The organism is Rhodopseudomonas sp. (assembly GCF_048594845.1).
Lineage (GTDB): Bacteria > Pseudomonadota > Alphaproteobacteria > Rhizobiales > Xanthobacteraceae > Rhodopseudomonas.
On record NZ_JBMDXE010000340.1, the window covers coordinates 1 to 15100 of the forward strand.

The 15100-nt window shown below is 66.0% G+C and carries 15 protein-coding genes and 1 pseudogene; 8 read left to right on the forward strand and 8 right to left on the reverse strand.

All coding sequences use genetic code 11. The features are described from left to right. The 4 genes and pseudogenes from ACOJTD_RS22825 to ACOJTD_RS22840 form a co-directional block, all read left to right on the forward strand. Positions 1-259, forward strand: a pseudogene (locus ACOJTD_RS22825) (nitrogen fixation protein NifB); the annotation flags it as partial. Positions 260-298: 39 nt separating this feature from the next. Continuing rightward, entirely contained in the window at positions 299-1168 is an 870-nt protein-coding gene (locus ACOJTD_RS22830) for an AAA family ATPase (RefSeq protein WP_420135133.1), read from the forward strand. Position 1169: 1 nt separating this feature from the next. Further along, positions 1170-2528 carry a nitrogenase component 1 gene (locus ACOJTD_RS22835; RefSeq protein WP_420135134.1) on the forward strand — a complete coding sequence of 453 codons (1359 nt, stop codon included), beginning with the start codon at positions 1170-1172 and terminating at the stop codon, positions 2526-2528. Beyond that, positions 2528-3778 (forward strand): nitrogenase component 1, encoded by a 1251-nt coding sequence (locus tag ACOJTD_RS22840; protein ID WP_420135135.1) that lies wholly within the window; start codon positions 2528-2530, stop codon positions 3776-3778. The genes ACOJTD_RS22835 and ACOJTD_RS22840 overlap by 1 nt, the downstream gene beginning before the upstream one ends. Positions 3779-3812: 34 nt before the next feature. Here ACOJTD_RS22840 and ACOJTD_RS22845 read toward each other — a convergent pair whose 3' ends face one another. The 5 genes from ACOJTD_RS22845 to ACOJTD_RS22865 all read right to left on the reverse strand — a co-directional run bounded on the left by ACOJTD_RS22845 (position 3813) and on the right by ACOJTD_RS22865 (position 9600). Next, positions 3813-4433 carry a dimethylsulfonioproprionate lyase family protein gene (locus tag ACOJTD_RS22845; protein WP_420135136.1) on the reverse strand — a complete coding sequence of 207 codons (621 nt, stop codon included), beginning with the start codon at positions 4431-4433 and terminating at the stop codon, positions 3813-3815. After that, positions 4430-5437, reverse strand: a complete 1008-nt coding sequence (locus ACOJTD_RS22850) for a hypothetical protein (protein WP_420135137.1) — start codon at positions 5435-5437, stop codon at positions 4430-4432. The genes ACOJTD_RS22845 and ACOJTD_RS22850 overlap by 4 nt, the downstream gene beginning before the upstream one ends. A 26-nt stretch (positions 5438-5463) precedes the next feature. Beyond that, positions 5464-6594: a YncE family protein gene (locus ACOJTD_RS22855; protein WP_420135138.1), complete on the reverse strand. Its 1131-nt coding sequence runs from the start codon at positions 6592-6594 to the stop codon at positions 5464-5466. Between the two features lie 64 nt (positions 6595-6658). After that, positions 6659-8050, reverse strand: coding sequence for a nitrogenase component 1 (locus tag ACOJTD_RS22860; protein WP_420135139.1), 1392 nt, complete (start codon positions 8048-8050; stop codon positions 6659-6661). Next, a complete protein-coding gene (locus tag ACOJTD_RS22865; protein ID WP_420135140.1) occupies positions 8050-9600 on the reverse strand; it encodes a nitrogenase component 1 in 1551 nt (516 codons plus the stop codon). Before ACOJTD_RS22865 ends, ACOJTD_RS22860 begins: the two co-directional genes overlap by 1 nt. A 501-nt stretch (positions 9601-10101) precedes the next feature. Here ACOJTD_RS22865 and ACOJTD_RS22870 point away from each other — a divergent pair. From ACOJTD_RS22870 to ACOJTD_RS22885, 4 genes are all read left to right on the forward strand, one after another. Then, positions 10102-11043 (forward strand): transporter, encoded by a 942-nt coding sequence (locus ACOJTD_RS22870; RefSeq protein WP_420135141.1) that lies wholly within the window; start codon positions 10102-10104, stop codon positions 11041-11043. Between the two features lie 105 nt (positions 11044-11148). Continuing rightward, positions 11149-11469, forward strand: a complete 321-nt coding sequence (locus ACOJTD_RS22875) for a hypothetical protein (RefSeq protein ID WP_420135147.1) — start codon at positions 11149-11151, stop codon at positions 11467-11469. A 304-nt stretch (positions 11470-11773) separates the two neighbouring features. Beyond that, positions 11774-11929, forward strand: coding sequence for a light-harvesting protein (locus ACOJTD_RS22880; RefSeq protein WP_420135142.1), 156 nt, complete (start codon positions 11774-11776; stop codon positions 11927-11929). Positions 11930-11941: 12 nt separating this feature from the next. Next, positions 11942-12124, forward strand: coding sequence for a light-harvesting protein (locus ACOJTD_RS22885; protein ID WP_420135143.1), 183 nt, complete (start codon positions 11942-11944; stop codon positions 12122-12124). Between the two features lie 359 nt (positions 12125-12483). Here ACOJTD_RS22885 and ACOJTD_RS22890 read toward each other — a convergent pair whose 3' ends face one another. From ACOJTD_RS22890 to ACOJTD_RS22900, 3 genes are all read right to left on the reverse strand, one after another. Then, on the reverse strand, positions 12484-13656 hold the full coding sequence (locus ACOJTD_RS22890; protein ID WP_420135144.1) for a M20 aminoacylase family protein: 1173 nt from the start codon (positions 13654-13656) through the stop codon (positions 12484-12486). 28 nt (positions 13657-13684) lie between these two features. After that, positions 13685-14476 (reverse strand): VOC family protein, encoded by a 792-nt coding sequence (locus tag ACOJTD_RS22895; protein ID WP_420135145.1) that lies wholly within the window; start codon positions 14474-14476, stop codon positions 13685-13687. 43 nt (positions 14477-14519) lie between these two features. Continuing rightward, the coding region (locus ACOJTD_RS22900; protein ID WP_420135146.1) for an SDR family NAD(P)-dependent oxidoreductase at positions 14520-15100 on the reverse strand (581 nt) is incomplete at its 5' end.

The window sequence follows — 15100 nt, forward strand, 5'->3', positions numbered from 1 at the left end:
GAAAGGTGTCGTCGGCACGTTTGCGGTGTGGTGCCCTAACCCAGGATCCGAGCTTGAGGGCCATCGGCCGCCGGTGCCGGCCTGGTATCTCGACCTCGCCCACAAGCTGGTGGCGATCTGGAAGAAGAACGGTATCACCTACGAGCACGTGTTCGACAGCAACGCCTCGTCCGACACGTTGCAGCACGACATCTACCGGATCGAGGACGAGACGCTGCCGATCTTCGCAACGGCCAAGCAGCTCGAACCCGTCGAATAGCGTCTCGATCAAAGTCATAGCTAGGACAGAGGAGGCGGCGTGAGCAGCGCGAAGCCTAGGCACATCGCCATTTACGGCAAGGGTGGCATCGGCAAATCGACCACGACGTCGAACATCAGCGCGGCCCTGGCCGAGGCTGGTCATCGCGTCATTCAGATCGGTTGCGATCCCAAGAGCGATTCGACCACGATCCTGCGTGGCGGCGAGGATCTGCCGACGGTGCTCGACAGCCTCCGCGACAGCGGACGGCCGGCGATCGCGGACGTTTCGGCGACCGGCTTCGGCGGCGTGCTGTGCATCGAGGCGGGCGGGCCGGTGCCCGGCGTCGGCTGCGCCGGGCGCGGCATCAACGCGGCGGTCGATTTGCTGCACGAATTGAAGTTGTTCGAGGAATTCAAACCGGACTACATGCTGTACGACGTGCTCGGCGACGTGGTGTGCGGCGGCTTCGCTGTGCCGATCCGCAACGGCATCGCCGACTCCGCCTTCGTGGTGACGTCGTCGGATTTCATGGCGATCTTCGCAGCCAACAATTTGTTCACGGCGATCGCCAAGTACGCGCCGTCCGGCGGCGCGCGGCTCGGCGGCGTCATCGCCAACAGCATCCAGACGCCGTATGCGACCGCGCTGATCGACGACTTCGCGGCGAAGACGGGCACCAGCGTCGTCGGCTACGTGCCGCGCTCGCTCACCGTGTCGCAAAGCGAACTCTACGGCCAGACCGTGATCGAGGCCGCGCCGAAATCCGAGCAGGCCGACGTCTATCGCGCGTTGGCACGGCACATCGCCGGCGATCATTCGACGTCGATCCCCAAGCCGTTGAACGCCCCGGCGCTGAAGGACTGGGCCAAGCAGTGGGGCGACCGGGCGTTCGGCGTGTCCGAGCGACCGCTCGCCGAGGCGCTGTGAGGTGAACAAGGCCCTGCAACCGCCGACGCGCGAGCGGCGGCTCAACGGCGTCAGCGCCTATCTGGGTGATGTCGCGGCGCTGGTCGCCGAGCTCGAAGCCGGGCCGCCGGCGCCCCGCATCCGCACCTTTTCGCAGGTCGCCGCCGACGACGTCTCGTCCGCGCTGCAGGTCCTCGCCGAGGTCGAGGGTCTCGGTGTCGTCGTTCACGGTGCCCGCGGCTGCGCCGGCGCGCTCGCGCGCGGCGAGGCGGGGCGGCCTTGGGCTGTCACTAATCTCGATCAGCGCGACACCATCCTGGGCGCCGACGGCGCCCTGGCCCGTTCGCTGCGCAGCCTGTACGAGCGGCATCGGCCGTGGGCGATCGTGGTAGTGGCGACGCCGGTGGTGGCGATCAACAATGACGACATCCGCACCGTCACCGAGGAACTGAGCGAAGAACTCGGTATCCCGGTGATCGAACTACGTACCGACGGCTTCCGCTCGCGGATCGCCGCGAGCGGGTGCGACATCGCCGCCGCAGCGCTCGCGGGGCTGGTCCAGCCCAGACAGCGCCGTTGCCGCGACCTCGTCAATCTGCTCGCCTTCGAGCAGGGAGCCGGGCTCGACGCGATCGCGGAGCAGATCTCAGCGCTCGGCCTCGAGGTGAACGTCCTGCCCGCTGGGGCGGGCCAGGAGGTTTTCGCCAGGGCCGGACAAGCGGTGCTGTCCGTCGCGGTGTATCAGGATAAAGCCGACGTCCTTCGCCGCGAGCTCGAACGCATGCACGGCGTCCCGTTCCTCCATGTCGCGCCGCCGATCGGCGTGGCGGCGACGCGTCGGTTCCTGCTGGCCGTCGCCGAGGCGACCGAGCGCCCGCTGCCGCCCACATCGAACCACGATCCGCGGGCCGATCTGCTAGACGGCAAGCGCGTCGCGATCGTACTGCCGCCGTCGCAGGCGCTCGCTGCGGCGGAGCTGATCGATCAGTTCGGCGGCGTGCTCGCCGGACTGAGCGTCGACTGGATCGACAATCTGCACGTCGAGGGCCTCAAGGCGCTGCGCAACGCCCCGACGGTGTCGTTGCACATCGCCGCCGGGCAGCCGTTCGAGCTGGTGAACTGGTTGGGGCGGTTGAAGCCCGATCTGGTGATCGGCAACGCGGCGGCGGCGGCCGACGCGGCGCGCGCCGGCGTTGCCGCAGCGGCGATCGAGGGCGACGATCTGCTCGGTGCCGGCGGAGAAACGCGGCTGGTCGCGCGGATCGAGCGCGCTTTTGGCAGCCACGCCGCGCTTGCGAGCCGCGCGACCTCCGCCGCGACCTATCATCCAGGCTGGCTCAAGCGCAGCCCCGATTGGCACATCAAGCGCGAGGTGAGGTGATGGCTTCGCATTTGATCCGGCCGCGCGCCGGCTGCGCACTGCACGGCGCGCTTTATACCGCCACCGCAATCGACGGCGTCACGCCGCTGGTCCATGCGACGCCGGGATGCAGCGTTGCGGCCGGCTTGTGGCAAAGCCAGCACGGCTGCGGCAACGCAGCGCCGGCGTCGAATCTGTCGGAAAAGCACATTGTGTTCGGCGGCGCGTCGCGGCTGCGCGAGCAGATCAAGAACACGCGCGGGATCGTCCGCGGGGCCCTGACGGTGGTGATGACCGGCTGCCCCGCGGAGATGATCGGCGACGACGTGGCCGCCATGGCGCAGGAAGCGCGCGATGCTGGCGACGACGTTCTCGACCTGGCGACCGCGGGATTTCGCGGCTCGGCGTATCATGGCTACGCATCGCTGCTCGAAGCGGCGATCGGCAGTTCGGTCACCGCGCCGCCGCGCCATGCCGGCCTGGTCAACATTCTGGGACCGGTGCCGCAGCAGGATCCATTCTGGTTGGCGGAGATCGCCGAACTGTCGCGCCTGATCGCCGGCGTCGGTCTCGCGCCGAATCCGGTGTTCGGCCCGCGCGGCGGTTTGGACAGCTTGCGCAGCTTGGGTCGCGCCGAGCTGACGCTGTCGGTGTCGCCTTGGAGCAGTGGCGCCAGTCGATTGCTCGACGACCGGTTCGACATTCCGTGGGTGGAGAGCGGCGGCGTACCGGTTGGCGCGCGCGCGACATCTTCTCTGCTCGAACAATTGCTAGTTGCCGTCGGCGAGGTCGACGACGCGGCCGCGCTAGCCTTCATCGACGCTGAGCGACGGCACGAGGCGTATTGTCTGGATGGCCTGCTGGAGACGCTGTTTCGGCAGGGAGGTCCGCGCACCTTCGCGATCGCCGCGCCTAGCCTGCATGCCACCTCGGTCGCGCGTTTTCTCATCGAGACTCTCGGCTGGCTACCGGCGACGATTCTCGTCACCGACAATCCGCCTGTCGGCGAACGCGCTTTGCTGCAAGGCGATCTGGCGTCGTTGCGCTACGTCGAGGACGACGACGAGATCAATCGGGCGATCGTGGAGAGCGGGGCCGAGATCCTGTTCGGCAGCGCGCTCGAACGTGGCGCGGCGCGAGCACTCCGCGCTCCGCTGATCGAATGCGCGGCGCCGACGCGCCGCCTCAGCCTGACGACCGGCTTCGGCGGCTTCCGCGGCAGCCTGGCGCTGCTCGAAGCGATCATCACAGCAGTCGATCAGCAGCTATAGGCAGACGACCGATTCGGTCATCATCGCTTTTGTCTCACGCCCAAATCGACGGCGTCTCGATATCACCGGTCCACGAGTAGATCGCCAGCAGCGGCTCGTCTTCGGTACGCATGGCATGCACGACATTGCTGTCGTGGAAGATGGCCGCGCCCGGCGCGCGCAGCGAGGTGACCGATCCCACCGTCCACTGCGGATGTCCGACGACGACGCGGTAGAGCTCCACGGCCGGGTGACGGTGCGGTAAATAGTGGGCGCGCGGGCCGATCAGCGTCAGACCGAAGCAGACCTCGTGGCTCACGATCGGCGCCAGCGGGCCGATCAGTTCGGCCCATCCCATCGCACCCTCGAGCCCGGGCGCATCGCCGCGTGGCTCGTATCCATAGCGCCAGGGCAGGCGGGCGGCGAGCGAGCGCAGCGCCGCAGCGGTGTCCGGCGCGCTCTTGTCGGCGAGGTCGAGCACGGCTGGAAGATGCTGCGTTAGCGGATGATGCGTCGGCTGCAGTGGTCGGGGTGCGGCCGTCGCGGCGCTTATCAGTGCGTCGACGTGCTCGATCTCGGCGCTCGCCGCAGCGTTGGCCCCGGCCGGATCGGTGAAGGCGCGGCGCAGCGCTGCGATAAGGCCGAGCAGCAGGGCCCGTTCATCGGCAGCGCTCATTCGGCCAGGCTCGATTGCAGCACGACGTATGTATGACCGATACGCACGCCGCTGCGGTGCGCCTCCCACGCTGCGACAGCACCGAGCTGCTCACCGGCGAGGCTCGCCTCGATCGCGCTCGCGTCGGCGCCGGCTTCGCCCGGCTTCAGATCGGCGAACGCCGCGGTGAGCGCGTCCACCGTGTAGAAGCGGAACGGCCCCAGTCCTTGAAGTTCCCAGTTCGCGTAGGTCGAAATCACGTCGTCTGCGTCGGCCTGCACTTTCCATCCATAAGTCAGAATGCGCGGCACGAAGCCGGCGTCGCGGGACATCTGCGTCAGCACGCTGAGCGGCACGCGGCCGCCGATGGTGGACAGCACCACGCCGTCCCGCGTCAGCGCATCATGCGATTGGACCAGAGCCAGGTAATGCATTGTCAGCAGCCAATCGGCGACGAACGCAGGAATGGCTTCGCGGCGCGGCGCCAGGAAGGCGGCGCTGGTCTTGTCCTTCTCGATCGCGCGTGTGTCGTCGACCGGCAGATTCGGCAGGTTTTCGTAGATCACGTCGAACTTCACGCGAGACGGCGCCAGTGGCGTCAGCAGGTCTCCGGCGGCGGCGTGCAGCGCTACGTCGGTGCCGGCCCGAATGTTGCGACGGACGTTGCGGGCGGCGGCGGCGACGACTTCGTCGAACAGGTCGGTGATGCCGACCACCTCGGCTCCGAGGATCTCGATCGCCGCCAGCGCATCGATGCCGGAGCCGGTGCCGATCGAGGCGAAGGCGTGCGGCCGCGAGGCGCGGCCTGCGGCGAGGACGCGAAATGCCGGCGCAGCCACGCTGGCAACCCAGTCGCGCTTCAGATCGGTCAGATCCGGCAGATAGGCGCGGTCGGCAACCTCGATCTCGATGTCGTCCTTAATCCGAGACAGGCCAGGAGTGTCGAGATAGTGCCGCGCATCGAAGCGGAGAAGGGACGACGCGTTCTGTGGCCTGGTGCGAACATCGGTCGATGCTGTCGACATGCGCTGTCTCCTTTGCTCGCTCGGTGCTAGTGGCAGAGGCCGTAGCCGCCGGCGATGATCGCCTGGGTCGGCGCCTGGCCGATGGCGATCGAGGCCGTGCGTTGCCGCAGATGGGTGTCGATGATCGCCACTGCGCCGGTGTCTTCGAGCGGCAGATAGAGCTTGTCGCCATTCGGCGTGACGACACCTGCGCCCGGCACACCGCCAAGCGCGATGCTGCCTGCGGCCTTGCCGCGCTCAAGATCGAAGATGAGTAGTCTGCGCGATTTTTCGTCCGGCACGAACGCGACCGTATCGGACCAGGCACTGTAGGCGATCGACGATCCGGCCGCTGCCGAGAGCGTCACGCCTAGCCGCAGCGGTTCGGCCGGCAGAATGTAAAAGCCTTCACCGGAGCGGCCGAGCGCGAGCAGTTGAACGCCGGTGCCGGTGGCGAACAGCTCGGCCGCGTCGGGAGACGGCACGCTGGTGATGACCGAGCGTCGCTGCAGATCGAAATGGAAGATTGTGCGAGGCGCGTCCGCCGACAGCGCAAATCCTTCGCGGCCGTTGGGTGCGCGGAGAAGGGCATCTAGTCGCGGCGCCGCGATCGGCTGTGACGGTCGGCCGTCGGCGGCGTCGTAGGCTGTGACGCCGGCTTGGGCGCCGCCGACCACGAACAGAGTCGCGCTGTCGCCAGAGAAGATCGCTTCGCGGATGCCGGGCGCCGCTCTGATCAGGCTAGCCTCGCGACCGTCGCCGTCGAGCAGCAGGATGGTGCCACGCGCATCGTCGAACAGCGCGAGGCGCTTGCCATCCGGACTGATCCGGAGTCGCGAGGGCAGCAGCGGAAGCGCGATGGTCCGGCTGGATCGCGTCGCGATGTCGGCGACCGCAACGGCTGAGCTCCGCTGGTCGATTGCGGCAAGGCGGCCGCCCCGCTGCGAGATCTGCAGCGCGTGCGGTTCGAGGCCGAGGTCGAGCGGGGTGGTTGGCGTGTCGGTGGTGATGTCGATCGCCGATAAGGTGTTCGAGCCGCGCCGAGCGACGAAGATGGTGCGCAGGCCGTCGGCGTCGGTCTGCACGGCGCAGCCCGTACGCGGGCAGGCAAGCGCGGCGAGGCCGAACGTCGACCATGCCAGCAGACGCCGCCGCGTCGGCGCCAGGATTTGTGGCATCGGGTTTCCGGAAGCGCCCGAGGCATTGTCGAAGTCGGTCGTCACTGATCGCGTCTCGAGCCGCTCAGGCGCTGCGGCTGATTGCGGTGGTGTAGATCCGCTCGATCAGCGTCAGCGCGCCGCGATAGCCAGCGTAGCTGCGCGACAGCACGACTTCGTAGGAGGCCGGGAAGCCGACTTCGAGAATGAAGCCGCGCAGCTCCTTGGCGAGATCGCGCTCCCAGGTGGTGCCGAAGATCAGCGGCGGCTTGCGTTTGAAATCGGCGGCGCGAATGGCGGCGTGCACTTCGTAACTGTCCTCGGCGAACACCGGGTCGATCGACACGTCGGTGTCGAGGCTGCGGAAGGCGGCGCTGACGGCTGCGCGATGCTCGGCCGGGGTGTTGTCGGTGATTACCGCGGCGGCCGGCACCAGCCCGAGCTGGCGGACCGCGAAGCTCGACAGCGCCAGCGTGGTGGCGGCGTCGCCGACCGCGGCGAACCGCGCCGGCAGGCCCCAGCGATATTGCGAATAGAATTCCGAGAACGCTTCGATATAGCCGTAGTAATCGCGCTCCTCGGCGGCGATGAAGGACTCGATCTGCGGCTGCGGAAGGCCCGCAAAGGCAGCGATCTTCCGTAAGACTTCGCTGGTCTGCTTGCCGCCGATGGGCGGCGCGGGGATGTGCAGAAACGGTTGACCGTATTTGGCCTCGAGATGCTGCGCGGTGGCGAGGCCGAGCCAGGGCGACAGCACCAGATTGAACTGCGCCCTTGGGATGGCGCGCCATTCCGACACGCCGGCGGAGCCGGGGCCGAACAGCACGTTGGCGCGCAGGCCGATGCCTTCGAGCAGCCGCTTCAGTTCGGTCAGATCGCCGCGCCACAAATGATCCTGATAGGGCAGCGGCGACCACAGATTGACGAGGCCGTCCTCGCGTGGGCCGTCGTAGGGGCCGGCGAACTGATCGATGATGGCGCGCGTCACCACCTCGTGGCCGGCGTAGTTGTTGCCGCGGAAGCCGCCGGTCCCCGCGTACACGATCGGCGCGCCGCGCGTCTGGAATTCCTTGACCACAGACGGCACGTCGTCGCCGATCAGATCGGGAATGCAGCCGGTGAGCACGACGAACAGGTCAGCTTCCATCAGATCCAGCGTGTGGGTGATCAGTTCGCGCAACCGCTCCTCGCCGCCGAAGATCACCTCGCGCTGCGTAGCATTGGTGCTGGGCGCGACGCCGAGGCCGCCCCAGCCGCCGCCCTGATAGGCATTGTTGAAGGCGAGCGCGCCGCATTGCTTGTCGGCGCAGCCGGGACCGCAATGGGTGATGGGAATGGCGCGCGGGATTGCCGCCACGCTCTGCATTGCGCCGAGCGCGCAGGCGTAGCGGACCTGCTCGATCGGGCCTTCATGGGCGAGGTCGGGAATCTCGAGAGCCGGGCCGGGGCGGCTGACTTTGAGCGGGTTCAGCGCCATCACCGGCCTCCCGCAGCGCGGGCGGGAGCTGGCTGCGACGAAGCCGCCTGACGGGCTAGCAGATACGGGTCGGTCTGATCCAGCCACCATTGTTTGTAGGGCAGGCTGGTATGGCCGGCGAGGTCTTGATGAAACTTGCGCTGCGCCAGCGCGTCGACGATCTCCTCGCCGAGGTCGATCATGCCCTGATAGCCGATCGCCGTCGACGCATCGCCGAGCGCGATCGCCGGCACGCCGAGCCGCGAGGCGAGGCCGGCGAGGCCGCCATGGCGGATGATGATGAAGTCCGGATTGGCGCGCTTCAGCAGATTGTAGAACTGATAGGGCTGGCGGTTGGAGATGCTGAAATGCTCGACATCGCCATAGGTGTCGACCATGTGGCCGAGCGAGTCCTGCCGGGTGTCGTGGCGGTCGTAGACCGGGTCGTGATGGAATACGAGCGAGCCCGGCACCTCGACACCGAGTTCACGCAGCACACCGATCACGCCATGCGCATAGGCGGCGCCCATCGAGACGTAGCCGCGCACGCCCTTCAGCCGCTCGCGAAGCTGTTCGACCTGCGGCCGGACGCGGGCATGCTCGCGGGCGATATAAGCCTCGGCCAATTCCTCGCGGCCGGTGGCCTTGGCCAGCGCACGCAGCCAGGCGTCGGTGCCGGCGAAGCCATAGGGCTGCGGCGCCTTGATCTCCTGCACGCCGTATTGCTGTTCCAGCGCGGCGCCTAAATAGCCGCCGACCGAATAGCAGAACGTCGCCGATGCGACAGCCTCGGAGGCCCGCGCGATCTCCTCGACCGAGGCGACGGTGAGGATGTTGTTGGCCTCGAGGCCAAGTTCGGCCAACATCGGGGTGAAGACGTCGCTGCCCCACAGCACGATGATGTTGACGAGATTCTCTTGCCGCTTGCCCGGCTCCTTCTTGACGACATGGCGCAGCACGCCGTGCTGGATGGCGTCGAAGCCGGAGCTCCAGTGCTTGGATTTGAAGCCCTCGCAATACATCGCCACTACCGGTACGCCGAGGTCGTCCTCGCACTCGCGCACCACGCTCTCGACATCGTCGCCGATGATGCCGGTGGCGCAGGAGGTGGCGACGAACACCGCCTTAGGCTGATGCCGATTGACAGCGGCGCGGATCGTCTCGCGCAGCTTGTCGGCGCCGCCATAGATCATATCGCGTTCGACCAGATTGCTGGACAGCCCGGTGACGTTGCGCGGGGCGAGCCCGCGGCGCAGCAGTCCGTTGCGGAAGAAGGCGTTGCTGTTGATATGGCCGGCGGCGCAGCCGATCGGTGAGTGCTGCACCAGCACGGCGTCGCGGACATTGCTGGCCTGGCTTTCGGCGATCTGCTCGCTGCAGGTCGAGCCCTGGCTGAAGGGCGATTCCAATTCGCAGATACGCTGACTGCGGCCGCCGCAGCCGGGACCGCAGTCACCGCGCGAGAACGCCGACTCGGTCGCGAGTCGCGAGGCCGGTCCGTCCCAGGCGGTGATGGTCCCGAGGCGCTGTTCGCGAATTTCGGCGGAAGGGCTGCGAAGATTGATGGCCATCGGTATCGATCCGCTTTGATGCGAGGGAGAAGCGAGCGACGCTGCGGATGAGGAAAATGCATAGGCGGCTCCGCTCCGACAAGGATGAAAAACGTGCAGTCGAGAAATTGGAAGGACTAACTCATTTTCATCCGACCTGCAGAATCTGCGTGTCGCGACGCGCGTTCGTTCGGAAGTAGTTTGATCGGGCTTCGATGCGGCGTTTACTGCGCAACTCGCCGGCGCTGCGCGATCATGCGACGGCGTTCGGCACCCTCGGCAGAAAGTATGAGGCGCCGCGACCGCTGATAGTGCGCTGATACCAATCGCCAAATTGTCAGGTGAGAATCTGCTGTATCTCGCGCGCAAACGAAAAGCGCGGCCCAGCTTCAGCGCCGATTTGGAATTGGTCCAGGAATTCAGTCAACTTACTATCACATTCCATTAACGGCCTGTTTGCGGACGGCGCGGCCAAGCGGCGAGGCGCAGCGGACGATTGGGGCATTTCTCTTGGGGGACGGCATGTCGAACTGGGACTTCATCACCAAACCAGCTCACGGTCTTGCGCGGGCCGTGATCGCAGGCGCCGCGCTGCTCGCTGCTGGCGGCGCGGCTTCCGCCGATCCGGTCAGCCCGGCAGGGTGGACGGCCGGCATCGCCCTCGGCGCGCCATTGCCGGAAGGTGTGTACTTCATCAACACCGCGACCTATTTCGAGCGATCACCGAAGTCGGGTACTGGTGCGCCGACCATCGATACGGGCGTCAACATCCCGGTGGTGGCGTGGGCGACGCCGTTCACCATCTTCGGCGGCCGCGTCGAGGTGCTGGGCATCGTGCCGGAGCTGGCGGTCGGGGTTAATCCCAACGCCGGCGTCGGCAGCAGTTCGTGGCGCGACTTCTACAATCCGGCCGGCCTTGTCGGTGTTGCCTGGGATCTCGGCGGCGGCTTCGGCTTCGCCAACTATGTCGGAGCCTTCGCGCCCGTCAACACGGCGCTCGGCAACACGCTGAACCTCGGCGGCAACTACTGGACCTTCCTCGAACTCGCCACGCTCGCCTACAACCGCGATACCTGGAGCGCCACGGCGAACTTCACCTATTCGAGCAGTGGCAACGATCGCAGCACCGGGGTGCACATTCAGCCCGACACCGCGCAGATCGACTTCACCGTTAGCAAGCACATCAACAAATGGGAAGTCGGCCTGGTCGGCTATGGCTCGACCGACCTCGCCAATCCGTGGCCGCTGCGCACCGCTGGCGGTCTCTACGGCAAGAAGCAAAGCCAGTTCGCGCTTGGGGGCCTCGTCGGTTACAATTTTGGCCCGGTGATCACCCAATTCTATCTGACCCGCGACATCGCCGAGAGTAATTATTCGGGCTACGACACGCGGTTTTGGACCCGCGTGATCGTACCGCTATGGAATCCGGACGCGCCGGCCAAGAAACCGTTGATCGCCAAATAGGACAGTTAAGACAGGGGCGGGTGATCCGCCTTTGCAAGTCCCGTTCGCGCACTGGCATGGGCGATCTATCGGACGGACCGCGCCCGCGAACTCGCAACGCTGGTAGTGGCCGATACGTCGCTCGGCAATTTGCCGGACAAGATCATCAAGAAGCAGCGCAAGACATTTGTCGGCAAGGAGTTCAATCCGAATCTCAGCTACGCGCGCGTCGCCAAGGCGTGCCGTCTGAGAGGCGTGGTGGCGCGATCCCTTACCGAACTGACCGCAGCCATCCACGCGGCCTGCGCGGCGCAGCACGAAGGCGTTACTGCCATTATCGAAGCCGTCCTCAATCAGGAGCTCGGCGAGCCGTTCCGTCGCGACGCGATGAAGAAGCCGGTCGTGGTGGCGGGAATCGATCCGGCCGACATGCGCCCACAGCATTGATGCGGCTTCACCACGCCAACGAAAACTATGAGCTAATGATTTTCAACAGAGAGGTTTTGGTTGAATTAGTCCGCTGCAACGCTCATTGCGGGAGGAATGTGCCAAGCAGACTGGTAACTACGAAATTGACCGCGCTTGGATAATGAATTGATATGAGGTCGACTGCTGATTAGTTCTGATGGTCGATCGCCAGACAGTGCAGTGGTAACTGCACTGACTTGAAGTGCGTCGGCCGAAGGGGGCAGTTCGCCTGCGTACGGGGGGGGCGCACGCCAATGTTGCACTTAATCAAGGAGATTGTTTCATGGCAGACGATCCGAACCGGGTCTGGCCGACCGGACTGACGATCGCGGAATCGGAGGAAATCCACAAGCATGTGATCGATGGCACGCGCATTTTAGGCGCGATCGCGATCGTCGCTCACTTTCTCGCCTTCGCCTATTCGGCCTGGCTGAATTAAGGAGATCAGCACATGTCCAATCAGGCACGCATATGGACCGTCGTCAAACCGTCCGTGGGTTTGCCGCTGTTCCTCGGCAGCGTCGCGGTGATCGCCATTCTGGTACATTTCGCGGTGCTGACCCACACCACCTGGTTCCCGAAGTACTGGAACGGCAAGGCAGCCGCGATCGAGAGCTCCGTCAGGACGGGGTGACCAAGCTTCAGCGACCTTGAAGCGCTGGCCGGAATCCACGGGTCCCGGCCCTTGTACATCCTGCGATCGGATCGACGATATCGAGCCGCGGGGACGGCGTTATCGATCGTGCAGCACTTTGGCGACAGCCTGCCGCGCGAACTCGTTGTGCCGCGCAATGCCGATCGAGACCTTGCTCAGATCGCCATCATCTCCACCAAGTGCAGTGTGCAAGGTCTTCCTTTGGCGGCGAATTGACCGCCAAGAGATATGTGCGCCGGTTCGCATCAGCGAGGGCGACGTGCTTGAGCGCGCCTCCGATCACGTCGTGGCGGGGGCGATGTAGCCTCGAGGTGGCGCGCTTGTGCGGCGTTGATTCATCACTTTGATTGTGGAAGCGCGCGCTCGACCAATCGGGTCCAGTACGAAATCCCATAAGGGATCGCGGCATCATTAAAGTCGTATCGCGGATGATGCAGTCCCGCGCTGTCGCCGTTGCCGAGGAAGATGATCGAGCCGGGACGCTCCTGCAGCATGTAGGCGAAGTCCTCGGCTCCCATCATCGGCGCCAGTTCGCGATCGACCTTGTCGTCGCCGATCAGCGACGCGGCCGTGTCGGCGGCGAACGTGGTTTGCTCGGCGTGATTGATCGTGACGGGATAGCCGCGTCCATAAGTGACGCGCGCCGTCGCGCCGTGCGCCTTCGCGATATTGGTGGCGATTTCTTCTATCTGCCGTTCCAGCTGATCGCGGACGCCTGGGTCGAGGGCGCGTGCGGTGCCGACCAGCCGCGCGGTCTGCGGAATGACGTTGAATGCCGACCCGGCGTTGAAGGTGGTGATCGATACGACGGCGGAGTCGAGCGGATCGAGCCGGCGCGACACGATGGTCTGCAAAGCGGTGACGATCTGCGCGCCGACCACGACCGGATCGATCGCGAAATGCGGGCGCGCCGCGTGGCCGCCGACGCCATCGATCTCGATTTCGACCCGATCCATCGACGCCATCACGGCGCCCGGGCGGATGGTGAATTCACCGACCGCGAGCCCCGGCTTGTTGTGCATGCCGTAGACCTCGTCGATCGGAAACCGCGTGAACAATCCGTCGTCGATCATCGCCTTGGCGCCGGCGCCGCCTTCTTCGGCCGGCTGGAAGATGAAGGCGACCGACCCGTTGAAAGCGCGATTGGCGGCGAGATGCTTCGCCGCGCCGAGCAACATCGCGGTGTGGCCGTCATGGCCACAGGCATGCATCCGGCCCGGCGTACGTGACGCGTACGCAGCACCGGTCGCTTCTTCGATCGGCAGCGCGTCCATGTCGGCGCGAAGCCCGATCGCGCGGTTTGCCGTTCGGTTGCTGCCGTGTACCAGCCCGACCACGCCGGTCCGCCCGAGGCCGGTGACGACTTCGTCGCAGCCGAACTGGCGTAACAAATCTGCGACCCGCGCGGAGGTTCTGTCGAGATCGTAGAGCAGTTCGGGATGGGCGTGCAGGTCGTGGCGCCATTCGGTGGCTTCTTCGGCGATGGCGCTGATGCGGGGATCGATCGTCATGAGTTCTTTCAGCTCGCTGATGAAAGGATTAGGACTGAGCACTGCCGATGAAGTCGAGCAGGGCACCGTGCGACAAGGCGCGATCAAGCGCTCCGGCCGCGCCAGTCAGCCCGACCGAGAACGGTCCTTCTCCGCGCTTCTCCAGATGCGCGGCTATTGCGTCGCTGGCTTCGCCTTTGCCCGACGGTGTCGCCAATGTAATCGATCCACGTCCGGCGCCAAGGTGCGCAACGCGGATGCCGAGGCCCGGCAGCGCATAGGTCGCGGCCGGCGGTTCGTCGAACAAGGCGGCGTAGCGCGCGATGCTGCGCTCGAGATTCAGCACGGCGACGACCACCGTGCCGATGCCCTGCGCGTTGTTGGCATGCGTACGGACGGCTCCCTCCGGCACCCGTAGCGCGCGTGGCGTGACGTCGCCGCAGAAGAACGGCGTGTCGCTTTGCGGCGAGCGAGCCGTCTTCCAGACCAAACGTTCGCCGTCCGGACGGGCGCGGCCGCCGTCGACCGGAGCTTCAAAATCGAGACCGCGCGCTTGCGCCGCCGCGACATCGCGGTCGATGTCGTTGGGAAGCAGGGCGAAATCGACGAGACCGGGGCCCGATTGGTCAAGCACGCGCCACCAGCGGAAATCCGGCGTCGGCCGCCCGAAGGCGATCAGTTCGAAGTAGGAGCCGTCGGCGAACACGACGAGCGCGTTCTTCGATCCGCGCCCCGGGTGTTCACCGCCTTCCTCGACCGTAAAACCGAGCCGGCGATAGTCGGCGATCGCCCGGTCGAGGTCGGCGACGGCGATGACGACGTGATCGATTGCAAATCCCATGCGAACTTCCTTTACGAGGCGTAGCGTCTGAGCGGCATCTCGACTAGAGACGTTGACCGCCGCTGGCGTCAATCGTCTGTCCGGTGACCCAGCGTCCATCGTCCGATGCCAGAAACGACACGACAGCGGCGATATCGTCCGGCTGTCCGACCCGGCCGAGCGCGATGCTGGTCGCGACGGCCTGCGCCCGGATCGGATCGCGTGCGCCGGGATTGAGATCGGTCGCGGTTGCGCCGGGCGCGACGGCGTTTACGGTGATGTTGCGCGGCCCGAAATGCACCGCCAATGCGCGGGTCAGAGCCTCGAGCCCCGCTTTGGCCGGCGCGTAGGCGACCATGTCGGCGAAGGCCGCGCGCGTCCCCATCGAGGAGATATTGATGATGCGGCCGCCGTCGTTCAGCCGCGGCGCGAGCGCCTTGATCAGCCGAAACGGAGCGACCAGATCGATGCGCAAAACTTCTTCGAAGTCGGTGTCGCCGATCTCTTCGATCGTCGCGCGCAGACCGACGCCGGCATTGTTGACGAGGATATCCAGCGCCGGCGCATCCAGATCGGCACGCGCTGCCGCGACGATCTTTTCGGCAAGGAGCTCGGGCGTGTGCGGCTCCGCGAGATCTCCGGCGA